Below are 21330 nucleotides of genomic sequence, written 5' to 3' on the forward strand. Positions count from 1 at the left end.
CTCACACATGCGCCCATTGCACCTGATCGCCCTGCTGCTCTGCCTGCTGGCACCGAGCGCCTTTGCCGAACGTCTTTATCAGGTCGAATTGCTGGTATTCCGCCAGGCCGGCGAACCCGTCTTCGCCCCCAAGGTGGCACCGGACGACTGGGCGGGCACAGCATTGCCGATCACTGGCAACGAACGCCCGACAACGCTAGATGGCGAGGCGGCCAAGCTCAATCCGGGCAGCGGTTATCAGGTATTGCTGCACAAGGCCTGGAGCCAGACCATCGGCAGCTCGCCGAGCCGAGTGGCCGTCAGCAGCGGTGAAGAGCGCTTCGGCCATCAAGTGGTCGAAGGCACCCTGAGCTTTACTCAGGAGCGCTTTGCCGACCTGGACCTGGAGCTGTGGATCAACCAATTCAGCGGCGACGGCCTGCTCGAGAGCAGCGAGCACATGAAAGTGGCTCAGCGCCTGAAGGACAACAGCCTGACCTACCTGGACCATGGCAGCCTGGGCGCACTGGTACGCATCAGCCCGCTCTGAGCGGAAATCTGATGCCGCCAGCCTTGCGTAGGAGCCTCGCCCCAGGGCGAAGTTTTTCAAGTGCGCTCCGCCCTGATTCGCGGCGGGGCGCCGCGCCTACGGATTCGGCGCGTCGACGCCTGACTGACGGGCATTGACCGCTGCCTTTGTAGAGAAGCTAGTTACTCAGCACGCGTGCCAACACCGCCTTGACCGTCCCCATGCTCTGCTCGATCACTCGCTCGATCTCGGCCATGGTGATCAGCGCGCTGGATTTCCCCGCCGCCGGATTCACCACCAGCGCCAGGCAGGCATAGGGCAGCGCCAATTCGCGCGCCAACACCGCTTCGGGCATGCCGGTCATGCCTACTAGGTCGCAGCCATCGCGCTCCATGCGGGCGATTTCCGCCGCCGTTTCCAGTCGCGGCCCCTGAGTGCAACCATAGATTCCGTGATCGCTGAATGCCGCGTTTTCGGCCCGCAGCGCCGCCACCAACGCCTCGCGCAGTTGCTTGTCGTACGGCAGGCTGAAATCGACGTGGGTCACGTGCTCCAGATCGCCTTCGTAAAAGGTGTGCGCACGCCCGGAGGTGTAATCGATGATCTGATGTGGCACGGAGAAATGCCCAGCGCCCATGGCAGCATGAATCCCCCCCACCGCATTGACCGCGACAATGGCCTTGGCGCCGGCCTGCTTGAGCGCCCAGAGGTTGGCCCGGTAGTTCACCTGATGCGGAGGAATCCGGTGCGGCTGGCCATGGCGGGCGAGAAACAGCACTTCGCGCCCGGCGTAACTGCCCCGCAGGATATCGGCGGAGGGCGCCCCGTAAGGGGTATCCAGCGGCAGCGCTTCGTGAATCGTCAACCCTTCCAGCTGGGTCAGGCCGGTGCCGCCGATAATGGCGTAGACAGTCATAGGCAGATCCTCAGTCGAGCAACTGTGCAGCTCTCAGGGCCGCCACAGCGGTAAGCCAGCGTGGCACCTGGCGGTATTCGGTAGTGGCATAACCACGGCCACGCATGCGTTCGAGGCGCGCAGGCGCTGTCACTCGCAGACGCTGCAAGGCACTGAGCGCCAGTTCGGCCGAAGCGCGGTCATTGCACACCAGGCCCATATCGCACCCCGCAGCCAGTGCCGCCTCGATACGCTTGCCGGCATCGCCGACCACATGGGCACCGGCCATGGACAGGTCGTCGCTGAAAATCACACCCTCGAAGCCCAACTCGCCGCGCAAGATGTCCTGCAACCAGCGACGGGAGAAGCCAGCCGGGTGCTCGTCAACCTGAGAATAGATGACATGCGCCGGCATCACTGCATCGAGCTCGTGCACCAGACGCTTGAACGGCTGCATGTCGCAAGCGCGGATATCATCGAGACTGCGCTCGTCGAGCGGGATGGCGACATGAGAGTCCGCCTCGGCCCAGCCGTGCCCGGGGAAGTGTTTGCCGGTAGCGGCCATCCCCGCCTGATGCATGCCGCGGATGAAAGCGGCCGCCAGCGTGGTGGCCCGCTGCGGATCACCCTCGAAGGCGCGACTGCCAACCACCGCACTGCGCTGGTGGTCGAGATCCAGTACCGGCGCGAAACTCAGATCCAGGCCAACCGCCAACACCTCGGCGGCCATCAGCCAGCCGCAATGCTCGGCCAGCTCCTCGGCATTGTCGTTGTCGGCGATGGCGCGCATCGCCGGCAGACGCAGAAAGCCCTGGCGCAGACGCTGTACCCGACCACCTTCCTGATCCACCGCCAGCAGCAGATCCGGGCGCAGGGCACGGATACTCTGGCACAGCTCGCGAACCTGGCGCGGCGATTCGATATTGCGGGCAAAAATGATCAGACCGCCCACTTCGGGCTGGCGCAGCATCTGGCGATCCTCGGCGGTCAACCAGGTGCCAGCGATGTCCATCATCAAAGAGCCTTGCATGAGTGTATTTCCTTACGTGAAGTCTTGGTCTGCAGCCCACTGCGGGCAGGGCGCCTCATCGATACGTACCTTGCAGTGCGGCGGTACGCGCTCGAAAAGCGCCAGCATGTCGGCGTTACGCAAACGAATGCAGCCATGGGACAACGGGGTACCCATGGGTTCCGTATCCGGTGTGCCATGCAGATAAATGTAACGGCGAAAGGTATCGACATCGCCCAGGCGATTGCGCCCCAGCTCAAGACCGCTTAGCCAGAGAACACGGGTGAGAATCCAGTCGCGGCCAGGAAACTGCTCGTGCAGCTCAGGTGACCACACCTCCCCTGTCCAGCGACGACCGCGCAATACGGCGGCCAGAGGCAAACCTGCGCCGATCTTCGCGCGTACCTGATGCAGCCCGCGCGGCGTACAGCCTGAACCGTTAAGTTCACCCACCCCATTGAACGCCGTGGAGACAGGCAAGCTCAGCAGCAGCCGCCCAGCACGAAAGCCGTAAAGCGCCTGGTCGGCAATGGAGATATGGAGTAAATCGAGATCGGACATGGGCCGCTAGCTTAGCAGGCCGCAGGGCGAAGCCAAGCCCACCTGCCGTCAGGTCAAACCTTGGGCGCGGCGCTCGGTGTCTTGCTGCGCGGTTTGAGTTGCGCGCCAGCCAAGGCGGGGTCGGCAACCCCAGTCTCAGAACGCATGCCTGCAGCCAGGAACGGCACCATCATGCGCATCACCTGCTCGATCGAGGTGTTGACGCCAAAATCGGTCTCGGCCATCGCCCGCAGCGCCTTGATGCCGGACATGCTGAACGCCGCGGCGCCAAGCATGAAGTGCACACGCCAGAACAGCTCAAGCGGCGGAATGCGCGGCGCAGCCTCATGCACCAGCAGCATGTAACGACGGAACACCTTGCCGTAGACCTCTTCCAGGTACTTGCGCAAGTGACCCTGACTCTGGCTGAAGGCCAAACCGAGCAGGCGCATGAAGATGGACAGGTCATTGCCGCTGCGCGGCTTAACGGCCAGGGCCTGCTCGACCAGAAGCTCGAGCAGCTCCTCCAGGGAAACCTGGGTTTCAGACTTGGCCTGACGGCGATCAAGTTCCTTTTCCAGGCTGGCGCAGAAAGGCCCGAGGAAACGCGAGAAGACCGCCTGAATCAGCGCCTTCTTCGAACCGAAGTGGTAATTGACGGCAGCCAGGTTGACCCCGGCCTTGCTGGTGATAAGACGCAGCGATGTCTCGGCGAAGCCTTTTTCCGCGAACAGCTGTTCCGCAGCATCGAGAATGCGTTCAACGGTTTCCGACTGAGCCATGAGTTATCACCTGACAAACACTTGTTTGAAACATACGTTTCATCCCACTGAATTGTCAAGCCGCATGAGCCGTCTTTTGGCCGGCTGGTCACAGCTTACAACAAGCAGAGACGCAGATTACCCGGCATGGGTAACAAGCCGGACGGCAGGCATCCAAAAAATGGACATTGCCAAGACTCGCTTACTGTATATAATCCCAGTCACTGTATAAAAAGACAGAGCCCAGCCATGCTGAAACTGACGCCACGCCAAGCCGAGATTCTCGCCTTCATCAAACGCTGCCTGGAAGACAACGGCTACCCACCCACCCGCGCGGAAATCGCTCAGGAACTGGGGTTCAAATCGCCCAACGCCGCAGAAGAGCACCTCAAGGCCCTCGCCCGCAAGGGGGCTATCGAGATGACTCCAGGCGCTTCACGCGGCATTCGCATTCCCGGCTTCGAGGCAGGTGCCGCGAACGAGGATGCGGGCCTCCCGGTAATCGGCCGTGTCGCCGCCGGCGCACCGATCCTTGCACAGCAACATGTCGAGGAATCCTGCCAGATCAATCCGGCATTCTTTCAGCCCAAAGCCGACTATCTACTGCGTGTACGCGGCATGAGCATGAAAGACATCGGCATCTTCGATGGCGATCTGCTCGCCGTGCACACCACCCGTGAAGCCCGTAATGGCCAGATTGTCGTCGCCCGTATCGACGATGAAGTGACGGTCAAACGCTTCAAGCGCGAGGGCAACAAGGTCTGGCTGATTGCCGAGAATCCTGAGTTTGCCCCGATCGAAGTGGACCTGGAACACCAGGATCTGGTCATCGAAGGTTTGAGCGTCGGTGTAATCCGCCGCTGAGGAGACACCATGTACGTGCAGCAGTCGTTCGAGCGCCCACAACTTCCCCTTTTCGACGCCTTTCTTGCCGGAACGTCGAGCGAGCCACGGTTAGCGACCAATGACATCACTCGTAGCGAGGATGATCAGGCGTTCAGCGAACTGGCCCTGCGTGGCGCTGCCGGTCACTGCCTGCACTTGCTGGCCCCGATTCTACGCGAGCTGAGCGAGAACCAGGATGCGCGCTGGCTGACCCTGGTGGCACCACCAGCAAGCCTTACGCAAAGCTGGCTGCGCGAAGCTGGCCTGAACCGTGAGCGTATTCTCCTGCTGCATCCACGGCAGGGGCAGAATGCCCTGGCACTGGCGGAAGAAGCCCTGAAGCTCGGGCGCAGCCATACCGTGATCAGTTGGCTGCATCCGGTCGAGAACAGCACTCGCCAGCGCCTTGCGCAGGCCGCCAATGCCGGCGGGGCGCAAAGCCTGAATATCAGCCTGGGCTAAAGATCCACCAACGAAAACGGGGCTCCATTGGAGCCCCGTTTGCGTTAAGCCGTAGCGGCTTCAGTGCAGAACGCGCGAGCCTTCTTCTTCACTACTGAAATCGCCTTCAGCCATTCGGCCAGCCATCTGCACGCCGACATTGAGCATGGCCTTGGCCACCTCGATGTGCTGCCCCTGCAGAAAAGCCTTGGCATCAGCGGAGAAGTCCAGAGTCACCAGCGCCTCTTCATCCTCTGCGCGACGCAGGGCAATACGCCCATCGGGCAGTTCGACGATTTCCAGGAAGGATGTTGGCATGGCTCAGTCTCTGTGCAAAAACACGACATTGTAACAGTCAGCCGGGGTCATCCCCAGCCCACTGGTCCAGTTAAACCCAATCAGCACTCGCTGAGGCCTTCGCGGAAACGCAGCACCAGCGCCTTGAGTTGCTGACGCCAGGCATCGACATCATCGAGGCTCAGCTCGGCCGGCTCTTCGCCAACGCTGACAGCGGTGATCAGCGGCATGGACGGATCGACCTTGGCCTTGCGCTCCTCACGCGGCGGCTGGAACAGCGCAGCATAGGCCGCCAGCAACTCGGCCAGCCAGGTTTCGCGCTGCTGCGCCAATTCGACCAACTCGGCCAGCTCAGGGCTGGGCGAGCCCTCAAGCACCGCCTGCTGCACGAAGGCCTCGACACGCGAAGGCGTAGCGTCGTTCATGCGGTAATAACCGGCAATCTCATGACACAGCCCGAGCAGCCCACCGTACAGGTGAAACAGCGCGGCTTCTCGCTCGGCCTGCACCAGCGCCTGCACATTGAACGCGAAGGACGCTTCGGCCTTGCGCCAGTTATCCAGGGCAATACCGGCGAAGAAAATCTTCTGGTTGGTACGGGTATAGATTTCTTTGGCCATTACGGCGACCTCCACAGCAGATCGGGTCATGATACGCGCGTCTGCCCTGCCTGACGCGCATCTCGTCAGGCATTCAGGGCGCCGCTGTTACGACGCCAGGCCGACGCGCGGCAGATCGTGACCAAACGCTAGCGCTTGTCCTCGACCTTCCACTTGCCGCCATCGTAGAACGCGCGCCAGCCAGTGGGTTTGCCATCGACCTCGGACTGCACGTACTGCTCCTTGGTCTTGCGGCTGTAGCGAATCACCGCAGGGCGACCATCGGGGTCCTTCTGCGGGGCATCGCAGAGGAAGTGGTACTTGGGGTCGATCTCGTGCTTGTGCGGGACGATCTCCAGCACCAGCGGCGCACGCGTCTCGCGGTTCTTGGGGAACTGGCTGGCAGCGAGGAACAGGCCCGATGCGCCGTCGCGCAGCACGTAGGTGTCGTCCACCTTCTCGCACTTGAGCTCCGGCATATCCACCTTGTCCATCTTCGGCGGCGCCGCTTCACCGTTCTTGAGCAACTTGCGGGTGTTCTTGCAGCTGGCATTGGTGCAACCGAAGAACTTGCCGAAACGGCCGGTCTTGAGCTGCATCTGGCTACCGCACTTGTCGCACTCCAGGCTCGGGCCTTCGTAGCCCTTGATGCGGTACTGGCCCTGCTCGATCTCGTAGCCGCTACAATCGGGATTGTTGCCGCAGATGTGCAGCTTGCGGGTTTCATCCAGCAGATAAGCATCCATGGCGGTGGCGCAGATCGGGCAGCGATGCTTGCCCAGCAGCACCAGGGACTCGGACTCGCCCTCATCATCGGCTGCGATCTCATCGCCCGGCACCAGGTTGATGGTGGCCTTGCAGCGCTCCTTCGGTGGCAGCGCATAGCCCGAGCAACCGAGGAACACGCCGGTGGAGGCGGTGCGGATCATCATCGGCCGGCCGCACTCGCGGCAGGGAATATCGGTCAGCGTCGGCTGGTTGGCACGCATGCCGCCCTCACCCGCCTCGGCCACTTCGAGCTTCTTCTTGAAATCACCGTAGAACTCGTCGAGCAGGTGCTTCCACTCGCGCTCGCCCTGGGCCACATCGTCGAGATGCTCTTCCATGGTGGCGGTAAAGCTGTAATCCATCAGGTTGGCGAAGCTTTCGTCGAGACGCTCGGTGACGATGTCGCCCATCTTCTCGGCATAGAAGCGACGGTTGTGCACCGTGACGTAGCCGCGATCCTGGATGGTGGAAATGATCGCCGCGTAGGTGGACGGGCGGCCGATACCGCGCTTTTCCAGCTCTTTGACCAGGCTGGCTTCGGAGTAGCGCGCCGGCGGCTTGGTGAAGTGCTGGCTGGGGTCGAGCTGGATCAGCTTGAGGCCCTCGCCTTCCTTCATTTCCGGCAGGACGTCGTCCTCGCCCGGCTTGCTCTGCTGCGGCAGCACACGGGTGTAACCGTCGAACTTGAGGATGCGGCCCTTGGCGCGCAGCTCGAAGTCGCCAGCAGCCACGGTGACACTGGTGGACAGGTACTCGGCCGGCGGCATCTGGCAGGCGACGAACTGACGCCAGATCAGGTCATACAGGCGCTCGGCATCACGCTCCATGCCGGACAGCTGGGTCGGGCGCAGATTGACGTCGGACGGACGAATCGCTTCGTGCGCCTCCTGGGCGCCTTCCTTGCTCGAATACAGGTTGGGCTTGCCCGGCAGGTACTTGTCGCCGTACTCGCTGCCGATGAAGCCACGCACCATCTCTACCGCGTCGTTCGACAGGTTGGTCGAGTCGGTACGCATGTAGGTGATGTAGCCCGCTTCGTACAAACGCTGAGCCATCATCATGGTTTTCTTCACCCCGAAGCCCAGGCGGTTGCTCGCTGCCTGCTGCAGGGTGGAGGTAATGAAGGGCGCCGAGGGTTTGCTGCTGGTCGGGCGGTCTTCGCGCTTGACCACGCTGTAGCTGGAAGCCTTGAGCTTCTCCAGCGCGGCCATGGCCTGCGCTTCATTGACCGGCTTGAAGGCTGCGCCACTTTCGCGCACTACCTCGAAACGCACCTTGGCGTTCTTCGCGGTGCCGAGGTCAGCGTGCACTTCCCAGTATTCTTCCGGGACGAAGGCGCGAATCTCTTTCTCGCGTGCAACGACCAGCTTCACGGCCACCGACTGCACACGACCGGCAGACAGGCCACGGGCGATCTTGGCCCACAGCAGCGGCGAGACCATGTAGCCCACCACGCGGTCGAGGAAGCGCCGCGCCTGCTGGGCATTGACGCGGTTGATGTCCAGCTCGCCCGGCTTGGAGAAGGCTTCCTGAATCGCCTTCTTGGTGATCTCGTTGAACACCACGCGCTTGTAGCGGCTGTCATCACCACCGATGGATTCGCGCAGGTGCCAGGCAATGGCTTCCCCTTCGCGATCCAAGTCGGTTGCGAGATAGATGGTGTCGGCATCCTTGGCCAGGCGGCGCAGTTCTTCGATCACCTTTTCCTTGCCGGGCAGGATCTCGTACTTGGCCTTCCAGCCGTGCTCGGGGTCGACGCCCATACGGGTGAACAGCTGGCGTTTGGCCTTTTCCTTGGGCGACAGCGCAGGCGCTTCACCAGCAGCAGCCTTGCCGCGCTTGGCAGGCTCCTTGGTGGCACTTGCCGAGCCGCTGGTAGGCAGGTCACGGATGTGGCCGATGCTCGACTTCACCACGTACTGGCTGCCCAGATACTTGTTGATGGTCTTGGCCTTGGCCGGGGATTCCACGATGACCAGCGATTTGCCCATGGATCAGAAAATTCCTGAATTGCGAAATATAGAAGGCACGAAGCCGGAGGTGTTTACAAAGCAGCGAGCGAAGGTCAGGCAAGGCGAAAACAGTCGAAAAAGCGCGCTGTACGAGCTGTACATGAGCATTTTGAGGCTGGTTTCAACGCAGCATGGCCGAGAGCAGCAATTTGTAGACGCCCTCTAAGGCCCCGCTATATATAGTGGCGACCAAGCGAAGGTCAAGCGCAGGGAGCTGCGCAGTCAGACTTGCGAAGCGCCGATGGGGCTGACTTCGGCCTGAATCAAAGCAAAGCGTGGAACGCGCTCGCCGTCCACTTCGATCTCTTCACAGAACATGCTCAGCGGTCTTACCCACAAGCCAAACTCGCCGTACAGCGCCTGGTAGACGACCACCTCTTCCTCGCTCTCGGAATGGCGTGCCACACCGAATACACGGTACTGCGGGCCTTTGTAGTGACGATAAAGTCCTGGCTGCAACTGCATGAGCGGTTCCCGAAATAAAAAGCCGTAAAAAGCAAAACCGGGGCACGGGGCCCCGGTTTCTGTCCGCTAACGCTTAAACGCGCTCGAAGACGGTGGTGATGCCTTGGCCAAGGCCCACGCACATGGTGGAAACACCCAAGGTGCCGCCGTTCTGTTTCATGACGTTGAGCAGGGTACCGGAGATACGGGCACCGGAACAACCGAAGGGGTGACCCAGGGCGATCGCGCCGCCGTGCAGGTTGACCTTCTCTTCCATCTTGTCGAGCAGTTTCAGGTCCTTCAGCACAGGCAGGGCCTGGGCGGCGAAGGCTTCGTTGAGCTCGACGAAATCGATGTCAGCCATGCTCAGACCTGCACGCTTGAGCGCCTTCTGAGTGGACGGTACCGGGCCGTAACCCATGATCGCCGGATCGACACCGGCAACGGCCATGGCGCGAACCACCGCCATCGGCTGGATGCCCAGATCCTGGGCGCGCTGGGCGCTCATGACGATCATGCAGGAGGCGCCGTCGGTGATCTGCGAGGAAGTACCTGCAGTCACGGTGCCGCCTTTCGGGTTGAACGCAGGTTTCAGCGCAGCCAGGCTCTCGAGGGTGGTTTCCGGACGAATGGTTTCGTCGAAGTCGTACACCTTGAGGAAGCCGTTCTCGTCGTAGCCTTGCATCGGGATGATTTCATCCTTGAACTTGCCTTCGACGGTGGCCTTGTGCGCCAGACGGTGCGAGCGCTCACCGAAGGCGTCCTGCGCCTCACGGCTGATGCCATGCATCTTGCCCAGCATTTCTGCGGTCAGGCCCATCATGCCGGACGCCTTGGCGGCGTACAGCGACAGGTGCGGGTTCGGGTCGACACCATGCATCATGCCGACGTGGCCCATGTGTTCCACACCGCCGACGACGAACACGTCACCGTTGCCGGTCTGGATCGCCTGCACGGCAGTGTGCAGGGCGCTCATCGACGAACCGCACAGACGGCTGACGGTCTGGCCGGCACTGGTGTGCGGGATCTGGGTCATCAGCGACGCCATGCGCGCGATGTTCCAGCCCTGCTCCAGGGTCTGGTTGACGCAGCCCCAGATCACGTCCTCGACTTCAGCCGGGTCGATCTTGGCGTTGCGCTCCAGCACTTTGCTGATCAGGTGCGCGGACATGGTCTCGGCGCGGGTATTGCGGTGCATGCCGCCCTTGGAACGACCCATCGGGGTACGACCGAAGTCGACGATCACTGCATCTCTAGGATTCAGGCTCATATTTCTACTCTCGCTCTGTTCGCTGCACGATTAACCGAAGAACTTCTGGCCCTTGGCGGCCATTTCGCGAAGTTTTGCGGTCGGGTGGTACAGGGCGCCCAGCTCGGCATACTTGTCAGCCAGGGCGACGAATTCAGCAACACCGATGGAATCGATGTAGCGCAGCGCACCGCCACGGAAGGGAGGGAAGCCGATACCGTAGATCAGGCCCATGTCGGCCTCGGCTGCGGTGTCGACGATGCCGTCTTCCAGGCAACGAACGGTTTCCATGCACAGCGGGATCATCATGAAGTTGATGATGTCCTCGTCGGTGACTTCACGCTCTTCGACTACGATGGACTTGAGCAGCTCGTAAGCAGCCGGGTCGGTGACCTTCTTCGGCTTGCCGCGCTTGTCGGTCTCGTAGGCATAGAAGCCCTTGCCGTTCTTCTGACCCAGGCGATTGGCGTCGTACATCACGTCGACGGCAGTCTTGCCTTCGACAGCCATACGATCCGGGAAGCCTTCGGCCATCACGTCACGGCCGTGGTGGCCGGTGTCGATGCCGACCACGTCGGAGAGGTAAGCCGGGCCCATGGGCCAGCCGAACTTCTCCATCACCTTGTCGATACGCACGAAGTCGACGCCGAAGCCCAGGAGCTTGGAGAAGCCGCCGAAGTACGGGAACAGTACGCGGTTGACCAGGAAGCCGGGACAATCGTTGACCACGATCGGGTTCTTGCCCATCTTCTTGGCGTAGGCAACGGTGGTGGCCACGGCCACTTCGCTGGACTTCTCGCCACGGATGACTTCCACCAGCGGCATCATGTGCACCGGGTTGAAGAAGTGCATGCCGACGAAGTTTTCCGGACGCTTGAGCGCCTGGGCCAGCAGGGAGATGGAGATGGTCGAGGTGTTGGAGGCCAGGATGGCGTCTTCACGCACCGCATCTTCCACCTCGGCCAGCACGATTTGCTTGACCTTGGGGTTCTCGACCACGGCTTCGACGACGATGTCGACGTTGCCGAAATCGCCGTAGGACATGGTCGGACGGATGGCGTTGAGGGCTTCGGCCATCTTCGCCGGGGTCATGCGGCCTTTCTCGACGCGCTTGCCGAGCAGCTTGGAAGCCTCGTTCAAGCCCATCTGGATACCCTCTTCACGGATATCCTTCATCAGGATCGGGGTGCCCTTGGAGGCCGACTGATAGGCGATGCCGCCACCCATGATGCCGGCGCCGAGTACGGCGGCCAGTTTCACGTCGCGAGCGATCTCGTCGTGGTGCTTGGCTTTCTTCTTCAGTTCCTGATCGTTGAGGAACAGACCAATCAGGCTCTCGGCAACCGAGGTCTTGGCCAGCTTGACGAAGCCGGTGGCCTCGACTTCCAGCGCCTTGTCACGACCGAAGTTGGCGGCTTTCTGAATGGTCTTGATCGCCTCGACCGGAGCCGGGTAGTTCGGGCCGGCCTGGCCAGCGACGAAGCCCTTGGCGGTCTCGAAGCACATCATCTGCTCGATGGCGTTGAGCTTGAGCTTTTCCAGCTTGGGCTGACGCTTGGCCTTGTAGTCCAGCTCACCGGAGATGGCGCGCTTGACCAGATCGAGAGCGGCGGCCTGCAGCTTGTCTGCACTGACCACGGCATCGACGGCGCCCACTTTCAGGGCGTCTTCGGCACGGTTTTCCTTGCCCGAAGCGATCCACTCCACGGCGTTGTCGGTACCGATCACACGCGGCAGGCGCACGGTGCCGCCGAAGCCCGGGTAGATGCCCAGTTTGACTTCCGGCAGGCCGATCTTGGCACTGGCGCTCATCACGCGATAGTCGGCGGCCAGGCACATCTCGAAACCGCCACCCAGGGCGATGCCGTTGATGGCGACGACGGTCGGCACGGCGAGGTCTTCGAAATCACTGAAGATCTTGTTGGCTTCCAGGTTGCCAGCCACCAGCTCTGCGTCGGGCAGTTTGAAGTTGTCGACGAACTCGGTGATATCGGCGCCGACGATGAACACGTCCTTGCCACTGGTGACAATCACGCCCTTGATCGAACCGTCAGCCTTGATCGCGTCGACGGAGGCGCGCAGCTCGTTGAGGGTAAGACGGTTGAATTTGTTGACGGACTCACCCTTGAGGTCGAACTTCAATTCGACGATGCCGCTCTCAAGAGCCTTAACCGTGATGGCTTTACCTTCGTAAATCATCAACTGATCTCCACGGTATGGAAGCTGAACAGTACACATCGGAGCCAACCGGCAGGCCAGCCCGCGGCAGCGCCGCACGAGCATAGCCCCAATCGGTACGACACACCCACCGACGCGATATTCGGGCTGCATATGGCGCGCCTAACAAGGCAAACGCTCAATTCATACGCCCGTTTGATTTGGGTGTGCACACCTTCACGGAAAAGCCTGCACTTGTCAATTGGCCTCTTTTCGTCGATTTCCCGACGATTTCTGCAGGCCTGGTCATTCGTGGCTTCCAGCCGGCTCCGATAAACAGCGTCAATAACGCACCATTGCGAGGGTTTTCCTGCTTGGTATAGACACGCCGAGGCGCCTAGCCAAATCGCCCCGCTGCGGGTACAGTCGTCTCACTTTCAGCTGGCACAGCGCCACCTGAGGGCAATACAAAAACAAATCGAGCCCCACGATGGGCCACACGGAGTCGCCAATGTCGAGCCGCCGTTCGCTTGCATTTCCCCTGAGCGCCCTGCTCCTTTTCGTCTTCACGTCGCTCTCCTCCTCCTTGCTCAGCGCTGCGCCAGCCGATGATCTGCTGCGTCTGCACCAGCTGCGCCTGGCAACCCAGAAAAGTCTGGGCGACTTCTACATGTATAACGGCATGGAAGGCGATCAGCGCTACGCGCGAATGATTGGCGAGTCCCTTCAGGAAGGCCAAGCGCACCTGGACGGCCTGGGCGAAATGCCCGGCGATGCAAGCAAGGCGCTACGCGCGCAGCTGCAAACCAATTGGCAAAGTTACCGCAGCGGGCTCCAGGCACTGATGGAAGCCATGCGCAGCCAGGGTTTCACCGACCTGCAACCCGTCGCCGATCTGGCTGAGAACAACCAACGCATCATGGCCATTGGTCAGGAGCTGTATCAGAAGATTCAGCAAGAAAGCGGTTTCAGCGTACCGCAGCTGACGCAGAAGAGCCGTGAGCAGAGCCTGCTGATGCAGAACATCGCTCTGGACTACGCTTCACGCAGTGCCTCGGTCGGCGCCAGCTTCTTCGGCGGCGGCGAAGAACGCGCCATCGACGAGCTTGCTGGCGAATTCGCCAGCAAGCTGAACAACCTCAGCGCCGCCCAGCAGAACACCCCGGAGATCAATGCGGCCCTGAACTCCATCGGCACCAAATGGCGTTACATCGAGAAATCCCTGCGCAACTACAACGAAAACACCGTACCTTTCCTGATCAGCAAGTATTCCGACAGCATCATCGAAGGCCTGGAAGCCGTTGCCGCCCAGTACGCCACCAGCCAACACTGATGCTCCATGTTTCCGGCCTGCCTGGCCCAACTCTTGCCCGGTGCTAGCACCGGGCTTTTCTTTGCCTTTTTCACGACCAGTCGCCCTATCCCACACAATGGGGCCATACTTGAGACAGAGCCATTTGCCCCCCTTTAAGGAGGATTTCACCATGCCCTACCAGCACATTCTGGTCGCCGTCGACCTGACCGAGGAATGCGACCCTGTCGTGACACGTGCGCAGAAGCTGGCGAAGGCCAGTGGCGCCAAGATGTCTCTGGTGCATATCGTCGAACCCATGGCCATGGCCTTCGGTGGTGACGTGCCGATGGATCTGTCGATGCTGCAGCAACAACAGTTCGAGCAGGCACGCGAGCGCCTGGACAGCTTTACCGGCAAGTACCCGGAACTCACCGCTGATCAGCGTCACCTGGCCTACGGGCAACCGCGCCAGGAAATTCACCGACTGGCCGAAGAACAGGGTTGCGACCTGATCGTGGTCGGCAGCCATGGCCGCCACGGCCTGGCGCTGTTGCTGGGCTCGACTGCCAATGACGTACTGCACGGCGCGCCCTGCGATGTACTCGCAGTGCGCCTGAAGAAAGGCGAAAAAGGCGCTTGAGATCGCGTCGCGGCTGAAGCCCCTCCCACAGTAGCCGCGTTGGCTCTGCCCGCGGGAGGCGCTTCAGCGGCGAGCTTTTTTGGCTTCAGCCCTACTCGAACGAATCGCCCGCGCTCATGACCAGCGGGCGAATCTTCTGCAGCTGGGTCTCCAGCGACACCGTCATGCTCGATGACATCGAGAAGAAGGTGAGGAAGGCCTTGAGGTTGGAGTCGCCTTCACAGGTGTCGTGAATGCGCTGCCAGAAAGCCTGATTGACCAGCTTCAGTTGCTGGAACAGGCGCACCAGCCCTTTCAGCTCCCAATCGGCCAGACGCCCCTCGCGCATGTTGAAATACTGCCGCGTCAGGTACAGCGATACCGCGCGCAGGATGAATTCCTGATTGTTGGCAAAGGGCAGATGGTGCTGCGCCATGGGTTTCAGGCGCGCCAGCACCGGGCAGGCGCTGGTGGCCATGATCACCCCGAGCAGCGCACGCAGGCCCTCCTCCAGGCCGACCTGCTTGGTGTACTCACGCTCCGGTGTGCGCACCCAGACGCTGGCCTTCTTGAAGGCTGGCAGGCCACGAAAATCCTCGATCACCCGATGCAGATCGACCGCTGCCGGACAATGGCTGAACTGCTCGCGACTCAGCGGACAATTGCTGCATTGCTGATGTTCAAGGCGCGTCCAGGCGGGGGCCTGTTGCGCCTGGACGGGGTCATATTCGCGGTTCAGCTCGATCCGGTAGCTGAACTGATGATTGTCGTCGAGAGTAATACGGTACTCGATGGCCATTGTCCGTTCCTTCGTCAGCCTTCCAGCTCTGCCCAGCGCTCGAGCAACTCGTCCATTTCCTTCTGCAAGCCCTCGAGACGCGCCAATACTTCCGTGGTGACCTGCACCGGCTGCTGGTAGAAGGCAGGATCGGATACCTGCTCCTGTACCGCGGCCATTTCCTGCTCCAGGGCATCGATCTGCCCGGGAATCGCTTCCAGCTCGCGCTGTAGCTTGTAGCTTAGTTTCTTCTTCGCCGGCTCGACGCTCTCTTGCACGGCAGTCACTGCGGCCGCGGCCGGCGCTTCGACGATGGCCGTGGCCAGTTCGGCCTTGCCGGACTTGCTTTCACCCACACCGAGCAGGCGCGGTGAGCCGCCCTGGCGCAGCCAATCCTGGTAGCCGCCGACGTACTCGCGCACCTTGCCTTCACCCTCGAACACCAGGGTGCTGGTCACCACGTTGTCGAGGAAGGCACGGTCGTGGCTGACCATCAGCACGGTGCCAGGGAAGTTGAGCAGTACTTCTTCGAGCAGTTCCAGGGTTTCTACGTCCAGGTCGTTGGTCGGTTCGTCGAGCACCAGCAGGTTGGCCGGCTTGCTGAACAACTTGGCGAGCAACAGTCGTGCCCGTTCGCCGCCCGATAGCGCTTTGACGGGCGTACGGGCACGTTGCGGGCTGAACAGGAAGTCGCCCAGATAGCTCAGTACATGACGGTTCTGGCCGTCGATAGTGATGAAATCGCGGCCTTCGGCGACGTTGTCGATTACCGTCTTCTCCGGCTCGAGCTGGTGACGTAATTGGTCGAAATACGCCACTTCCAGTTTGGTGCCGACCTCGATCTTGCCGCTGCTCGGTTGCAGGTCGCTGAGTAACAGCTTGAGCAGAGTGGTCTTGCCGGTACCGTTGGCGCCAAGCAGGCCGATACGGTCACCGCGCTGCAGGACCATGGAGAAATCCTTGACCAGGAAGGGTCCGCCGGCATGGGCGAAACTGACGTTCTCCGCCACCATCACCTGCTTGCCGGACTTGTCCGCAGTATCGAGCTGGATATTCGCCTTGCCCTGGCGCTCGCGTCGCTCGCTGCGTTCGGCACGCATCGCCTTGAGCGCACGTACACGCCCTTCGTTACGGGTGCGACGGGCCTTGATGCCCTGACGAATCCACACCTCTTCCTGGGCCAGGCGCTTGTCGAACAGCGCATTGGCGGTTTCCTCGGCAGCCAGTTGCTGCTCTTTGTGTACCAGGAAGCTGGCGTAGTCGCCGTTCCAGTCGATCAGGCCGCCACGGTCCAGTTCGAGGATGCGCGTGGCCAGGTTCTGCAGGAAGGAGCGGTCGTGGGTAATGAAGAGTACGGCGCCGCCAAAGTCTTTCAGCGCCTCTTCCAGCCAGGCGATGGCGCCGATGTCCAGGTGGTTGGTCGGCTCATCGAGCAGCAGCAGATCCGGCTCGGACACCAGTGCCTGCGCCAGCAGTACGCGACGACGCCAGCCCCCGGAGAGCTCGGCCAGGGTCTTGTCGGCCGGCAACTGCAGGCGGCTCAGGGTGCTGTCGACCAGTTGCTGCAGGCGCCAGCCGTCTTTGGCTTCCAGCTCCTGCTGCACGTGCATCAGTTGCTCGAGGTCGTCGTCGCCGTGAATGTTCTGCGCCAGATGGTGATAACGCGCCAACAATTCGCCAACGCCGGCAAGGCCTTCGGCGACCACATCGAACACCGTGCGCTCGTCGGCGCGCGGCAGCTCCTGCGGCAGCTCGCCGATCTTCAGCCCTGGTGCACGCCAGATTTCGCCGTCGTCGGGCATCTGGTCGCCCTTGACCAGACGCAGCATGCTCGATTTGCCGGTGCCGTTGCGGCCGATGATGCACACACGCTCGCCCCGCGCGATCTGCCAGGACACTCCATCGAGCAGGGGCATGGCGCCATAGGCGAGGGATACGTCGGCAAACTTGAGCAGGGTCATGGGCATCTCCAGAAACAGGGGGCGCATTCTACCCGAGTTGCCGGCCGGCTGTTGCCGTTTCCACAGACGCAACAGATGTCACCCCTGCTCATCATCTGGCGCAGGCAAAGCGCATCTTTGCTACATGTGTCCATCTGGCCCGACGGCATTCACCGCACCCCGATGAAACGCTAAGCTAGAGGTATGCAACGACACGGACCGTGTTGCCCCATACCTCTGCTTCTCCTGGAAATGCCATGCGCAGTCGCTTTCTCTCTGTAGTTTCCTGTCTGATTCTCACCGCCACCGGCATCGCCGGTGTCGAAGCTGCCAGCCTCACCCAGCAGCGCCAGTACTATGATGAGGCCAAGCGGGCCTTGGCCAAGGGCGACAGTGGCCCTTATCGCCAGTACGCCAGCGCGCTACGCGATTACCCACTGACGCCTTATCTGGCCTATGACGAGCTGACCAACCGACTCAAGTCGGCCAGCAATGCCGAGATCGAGAAATTTCTCGCCGAGCACGGTGACTTGCCCCAGGCCAGCTGGATGAAACTGCGCTGGTTGCGCTGGTTGGCCGAGCGTGGCGACTGGAAACCCTTCCTCGATCACTACGATGCCAAGCTCAACTTCACCGAGCTGGACTGCCTCTACGGCCAATACCAGCTCAGCCACGGCCTGACCGCCGAAGGCAACGCCACTGCCGAGAAGCTCTGGCTGGTCGGCAAATCTCAACCCAACGCCTGTGACCCACTGTTCGAACGCTGGGCCGCCAATGGCCAGCTCACCGAGCAGCGTCGCTGGCAGCGCACCAAACTGGCGGTGGAAAGCGGCAACTACGGCCTGGCCAACTTCCTGATCAAAGGCATGCCAACGCTCGGTGAGCGCGGCAAGCTGATGGTCGAAGTGGCGCAGAAGCCGCAGCTATTGAAAAACACCGCGCGCTTTGCCCCCGCCGATGACGCCATGAGCGACGTGGTCGGCCTCGGCCTGCGTCGCCTGGCTCGGCAGAGCCCGGAAGATGCCCTGGCTCTGCTCGACGGCTACGCCCAACGCATGAAGTTCTCCGCCGACGAGCAGGTCGCCATCGCCCGGCAGATCGGCCTGCGCCTGGCACAACGCTTCGACCTGCGCGGTCTGCAGGTCATGGCCAAGTACGACCCGCAACTGCGTGACAACACCGTCAGCGAATGGCGCGCACGTCTGCTGCTGCGTCACGGCCGCTGGGAAGAGGCCTACCAGTTGACCCAGAACATGCCGTCCGACCTGGCCAGCAGCAACCGCTGGCGCTACTGGAATGCGCGCAGCCTGCAATTGGCACAACCCAACAGCCAGCAACCGGCGGTGCTGTTCCAGGCTCTGGCCAAGGAGCGTGATTTCTACGGTTTCATGGCAGCAGATCAGGTCAAGGCGCCTTACGCCCTGAATAACCAGCCGCTGGTTCTCGATCCCAAGGTGGTGCAGAAGGTACGCAATACCGCTGGTATCAAGCGCGCGATGGAGTTCCATGCGCGTGGCCAGATCGTCGACGGTCGCCGCGAGTGGTATCACGTCAGCCGCCTGTTCAGCCGTGACGAACTGGTGGCCCAGGCGCGCCTGGCCTACGAAATGGAATGGTACTTCCCGGCCATCCGCACCATCAGCCAGGCCCAGTACTGGGACGACCTGGAAGTGCGCTTCCCCATGGCGCATCGCAACGAGTTGGTACGCGAAGCCAAGCGCCGTGACCTCCATTCGAGCTGGGTGTTTGCCATTACCCGCCAGGAAAGCGCGTTCATGGCCGACGCCCGCTCCCACGCCGGCGCCATGGGCCTGATGCAACTGATGCCGGCCACTGCCAAGGAAACCGCGCGCAAGTTCGGCATTCCCCTGGCTTCACCACAGCAGGTACTCAACCCGGATACCAATATCCAACTGGGCGCTGCGTACCTGAGCCAGGTATATGGCCAGTTCAACGGCAACCGCGTACTTGCGTCGGCCGCCTATAACGCCGGTCCCGGCCGCGTGCGCCAGTGGCTGCGTGGCGCCAATCACCTCAGTTATGACGTCTGGGTGGAGAACATTCCGTTCGATGAGACCCGCCAGTACGTGCAGAACGTGCTGTCCTACTCGGTGATCTACGGCCAGAAACTCAACGCGCCGCACCCGCTGGTGGCGTGGAACGAGCGTTTCTTCGACGATCAGTAAAAGAAAAGCCCCGATCAGACAGCATCTGATCGGGGCTTGCTATGACACCTGCCCTGCTATTCCAGCACTTCTACCGTCATGCCCAACTGCAGTTCGCCGACACCGCGCGGCAACAGGTTCTGCCCGAAGAACACCTCACCTTCGCGTTCACGATAGGTCTTGAGCGTGGCCAGCGGCTCACGCTGGGCGTTGCGCTCGCCGGTCTGCGGGTCGATGGTGGTGAGGATGCAGCGCGAGCAGCCCTTGGCCACCTCGAACTCCACCTCGCCAATGCGGATGCGCTTCCAGCTGTCTTCGGCATAAGGCTCACTACCGGTGACGACCAGATTTGGGCGAAAACGCAGCATGGACAGTGGCTGCCCGACTCGCTGGGAAAGATCGTCCAGCGATGCCTGGCCAATCAACAACAGTGGAAAGCCATCGGCGAAGGCCACGCGATCCCCCGGCTGCGCATAGGCAGTGTCGACTTGGCGGGTGCGGCCTTCCGGCACCTGCACCAGGCGGCAAGGCTTGCCCAGCAAGTCGCTGAGCCAGGCGGCCGCTGAATCGCCGGCATCCGGCACGCGCAGGCTGTCACGCCAGACGACGACGCCACGCAGATCCTGCTCGGGGTCAGGCAGCGCCACGGACAGATCCTCACGACCCGGCGCACTCAAGGTCAGGCCCCCGCGCGCATCGTACAGGGCGCTCAACTGGCTCATCTGCGGCAGCAGGCGTTGGGTGATGAAGCGGCCGTTGTCGGCGTCGACCAGCATCCAGCGCCGATCGCCATGCAGCCCTAGTCCGTCGACCGCACTGCGCTGCAAGGCCTCGCCGCGGCCGGACTTGAGCGGGTAACGGTACAGCCCCGAGAGACTCGGCATGGGTCAGCTTCCTGTCGGCAAAACGCCGTTATACGAGCTGACGGCGATGCTCACAAGCACCGAGACCCAGAAAACGCTGCTCATTCGACGGCAACGCCCGGCAGGTTTCACCCGCCCTCCAGCGACTTCAGCGAGGTTCGTCCAACTCGAGACGTTGACGAATCACATCGACCAGCTTGTCCGGCTGGAACTTGGAGAGGAAATTGTCGCAGCCGACCTTTTTCACCATCGCCTCGTTGAAGCTGCCCGACAGCGACGTGTGCAGCACCACGTAGAGATCCTTGAGGCGCGGGTCATTGCGAATTTCGCTGGTGAGGCGATAGCCGTCCATTTCCGGCATCTCGGCATCGGTGAAGATCATCAGCAGCTTGTCGGTCATCACCTCACCGGTGTCAGCCCACTTCTTCAGCAGGTTGAGGGCCTTGAGACCGTCACTGGCCATGTGCAGGCGAAGACCCAACTGCGTCAGGGTATCGCGCAGCTGGCTGAGCGCGACGCTGGAATCATCCACCAGCAGCACTTCGCGTCCGCGCGCCTTCTCCAGCAGCGGGTCGGCGAGCTTTTCCGCGGAAACCTTGGTGCTCATCGGCACGATCTCGGCGAGCACCTTCTCCACGTCGATGACCTCGACGATCTGGTCCTCGACCTTGGTGATAGCGGTCAGGTAGTGCTGACGTCCGGCGCCACCCGGGGGCGGCAGGATCGACTCCCAGTTGAGGTTGAGGATGCGGTCGACGCTGCCAACCAGGAAGGCCTGAACCGAGCGGTTGTACTCGGTGACGATGATGGTGCTGCGCTCATCCGGCACCAGCGGACGCATGCCGATGGCCTGGGACAGATCGATCACCGGCAGGGTCTGACCGCGCAGGTTGACCACGCCACAGACGAAGCGATGGCGCTGCGGCATCAGCGTCAGCTTGGGCATCTGCAGGACTTCCTGCACCTTGAACACGTTGATGGCGAACAACTGCCGGCCAGCCAGGCGGAACATGAGAATTTCCAGACGGTTCTCGCCGACCAGTTGCGTGCGTTGATCTACTGAATCGAGGATGCCGGCCATCATGTGCTCCGAGGTATATAGGGTG

The 21330-nt window shown here is 61.7% G+C and carries 21 protein-coding genes; 7 read left to right on the top strand and 14 right to left on the bottom strand.

The window, feature by feature from the left end:
* The first annotated feature begins 7 nt into the window (after nt 1-7).
* Nucleotides 8-529 (top strand): CsiV family protein, encoded by a 522-nt coding sequence (locus tag BLS08_RS20535; RefSeq protein WP_090337343.1) that lies wholly within the window; start codon nt 8-10, stop codon nt 527-529.
* Between the two features lie 157 nt (nt 530-686).
* Here BLS08_RS20535 and BLS08_RS20540 read toward each other — a convergent pair whose 3' ends face one another.
* Genes BLS08_RS20540 through BLS08_RS20555 form a run of 4 tightly spaced genes read right to left on the bottom strand, consistent with a single transcriptional unit; the run spans nt 687 to nt 3734 of the window.
* Nucleotides 687-1424: an S-methyl-5'-thioinosine phosphorylase gene (locus BLS08_RS20540; RefSeq protein WP_090337346.1), complete on the bottom strand. Its 738-nt coding sequence runs from the start codon at nt 1422-1424 to the stop codon at nt 687-689.
* Nucleotides 1425-1434: 10 nt separating this feature from the next.
* Nucleotides 1435-2433, bottom strand: a complete 999-nt coding sequence (gene nagZ, locus BLS08_RS20545) for a beta-N-acetylhexosaminidase (RefSeq protein WP_090337347.1) — start codon at nt 2431-2433, stop codon at nt 1435-1437.
* Nucleotides 2434-2445: 12 nt separating this feature from the next.
* Complete coding sequence (locus BLS08_RS20550; protein WP_045734555.1) at nt 2446-2973, bottom strand: L,D-transpeptidase; 528 nt, start codon at nt 2971-2973, stop codon at nt 2446-2448.
* Nucleotides 2974-3026: 53 nt separating this feature from the next.
* Entirely contained in the window at nt 3027-3734 is a 708-nt protein-coding gene (locus BLS08_RS20555) for a TetR/AcrR family transcriptional regulator (RefSeq protein WP_003462062.1), read from the bottom strand.
* Nucleotides 3735-3962: 228 nt separating this feature from the next.
* Here BLS08_RS20555 and lexA point away from each other — a divergent pair, with 228 nt between their 5' ends.
* Nucleotides 3963-4577 carry a transcriptional repressor LexA gene (gene lexA / locus BLS08_RS20560; RefSeq protein WP_021488554.1) on the top strand — a complete coding sequence of 205 codons (615 nt, stop codon included), beginning with the start codon at nt 3963-3965 and terminating at the stop codon, nt 4575-4577.
* Between the two features lie 9 nt (nt 4578-4586).
* Nucleotides 4587-5060, top strand: coding sequence for an SOS-induced cell division inhibitor SulA (gene sulA, locus BLS08_RS20565; protein WP_017677645.1), 474 nt, complete (start codon nt 4587-4589; stop codon nt 5058-5060).
* A 60-nt stretch (nt 5061-5120) separates the two neighbouring features.
* Here the strand turns inward: sulA and BLS08_RS20570 are convergent, their stop codons facing one another.
* From BLS08_RS20570 to topA, 3 genes are all read right to left on the bottom strand, one after another.
* Nucleotides 5121-5357: a hypothetical protein gene (locus BLS08_RS20570; protein ID WP_017677646.1), complete on the bottom strand. Its 237-nt coding sequence runs from the start codon at nt 5355-5357 to the stop codon at nt 5121-5123.
* Between the two features lie 80 nt (nt 5358-5437).
* The gene (locus tag BLS08_RS20575) at nt 5438-5956 is read right to left on the bottom strand and encodes a DUF6586 family protein (protein WP_090337349.1); all 519 of its coding nucleotides are present in this window, start codon (nt 5954-5956) and stop codon (nt 5438-5440) included.
* 128 nt (nt 5957-6084) lie between these two features.
* On the bottom strand, nt 6085-8694 hold the full coding sequence (gene topA / locus BLS08_RS20580; protein ID WP_017677648.1) for a type I DNA topoisomerase: 2610 nt from the start codon (nt 8692-8694) through the stop codon (nt 6085-6087).
* Here topA and BLS08_RS20585 point away from each other — a divergent pair.
* A complete protein-coding gene (locus BLS08_RS20585; RefSeq protein ID WP_139204266.1) occupies nt 8675-8881 on the top strand; it encodes a hypothetical protein in 207 nt (68 codons plus the stop codon). The genes topA and BLS08_RS20585 overlap by 20 nt on opposite strands.
* A 56-nt stretch (nt 8882-8937) precedes the next feature.
* Here BLS08_RS20585 and BLS08_RS20590 read toward each other — a convergent pair whose 3' ends face one another.
* The 3 genes from BLS08_RS20590 to fadB all read right to left on the bottom strand — a co-directional run bounded on the left by BLS08_RS20590 (nt 8938) and on the right by fadB (nt 12607).
* A complete protein-coding gene (locus BLS08_RS20590) occupies nt 8938-9180 on the bottom strand; it encodes a DUF1653 domain-containing protein (RefSeq protein ID WP_017677650.1) in 243 nt (80 codons plus the stop codon).
* Nucleotides 9181-9253: 73 nt separating this feature from the next.
* On the bottom strand, nt 9254-10429 hold the full coding sequence (fadA, locus tag BLS08_RS20595) for an acetyl-CoA C-acyltransferase FadA (protein WP_045734553.1): 1176 nt from the start codon (nt 10427-10429) through the stop codon (nt 9254-9256).
* 30 nt (nt 10430-10459) lie between these two features.
* Nucleotides 10460-12607, bottom strand: a complete 2148-nt coding sequence (gene fadB, locus BLS08_RS20600) for a fatty acid oxidation complex subunit alpha FadB (RefSeq protein WP_017677652.1) — start codon at nt 12605-12607, stop codon at nt 10460-10462.
* A gap of 469 nt (nt 12608-13076) precedes the next feature.
* On the opposite strand from fadB, the gene BLS08_RS20605 reads away from it, so the two are divergent.
* Together BLS08_RS20605 and BLS08_RS20610 are read left to right on the top strand one after the other, a co-directional pair.
* Nucleotides 13077-13898 (top strand): hypothetical protein, encoded by an 822-nt coding sequence (locus tag BLS08_RS20605; RefSeq protein WP_090337351.1) that lies wholly within the window; start codon nt 13077-13079, stop codon nt 13896-13898.
* A 151-nt stretch (nt 13899-14049) separates the two neighbouring features.
* On the top strand, nt 14050-14499 hold the full coding sequence (locus BLS08_RS20610) for a universal stress protein (protein ID WP_017677654.1): 450 nt from the start codon (nt 14050-14052) through the stop codon (nt 14497-14499).
* Nucleotides 14500-14590: 91 nt separating this feature from the next.
* Here BLS08_RS20610 and BLS08_RS20615 read toward each other — a convergent pair whose 3' ends face one another.
* Together BLS08_RS20615 and BLS08_RS20620 are read right to left on the bottom strand one after the other, a co-directional pair.
* Nucleotides 14591-15277: a DUF6901 family protein gene (locus BLS08_RS20615; protein WP_003462081.1), complete on the bottom strand. Its 687-nt coding sequence runs from the start codon at nt 15275-15277 to the stop codon at nt 14591-14593.
* 14 nt (nt 15278-15291) lie between these two features.
* Nucleotides 15292-17217 (bottom strand): ATP-binding cassette domain-containing protein, encoded by a 1926-nt coding sequence (locus BLS08_RS20620; protein WP_090337353.1) that lies wholly within the window; start codon nt 17215-17217, stop codon nt 15292-15294.
* A gap of 236 nt (nt 17218-17453) precedes the next feature.
* On the opposite strand from BLS08_RS20620, the gene BLS08_RS20625 reads away from it, so the two are divergent.
* The gene (locus BLS08_RS20625; RefSeq protein ID WP_017677656.1) at nt 17454-19382 is read left to right on the top strand and encodes a transglycosylase SLT domain-containing protein; all 1929 of its coding nucleotides are present in this window, start codon (nt 17454-17456) and stop codon (nt 19380-19382) included.
* Nucleotides 19383-19438: 56 nt separating this feature from the next.
* Here the strand turns inward: BLS08_RS20625 and BLS08_RS20630 are convergent, their stop codons facing one another.
* Both BLS08_RS20630 and BLS08_RS20635 read right to left on the bottom strand, forming a co-directional pair.
* A complete protein-coding gene (locus BLS08_RS20630; protein ID WP_017677657.1) occupies nt 19439-20245 on the bottom strand; it encodes an MOSC domain-containing protein in 807 nt (268 codons plus the stop codon).
* Nucleotides 20246-20372: 127 nt separating this feature from the next.
* A complete protein-coding gene (locus tag BLS08_RS20635) occupies nt 20373-21305 on the bottom strand; it encodes a chemotaxis protein CheV (protein WP_017677658.1) in 933 nt (310 codons plus the stop codon).
* Nucleotides 21306-21330: the final 25 nt, after the last annotated feature.

Origin of the sequence: Ectopseudomonas chengduensis, assembly GCF_900102635.1 — a bacterium.
Lineage (GTDB): Bacteria > Pseudomonadota > Gammaproteobacteria > Pseudomonadales > Pseudomonadaceae > Aquipseudomonas > Aquipseudomonas chengduensis.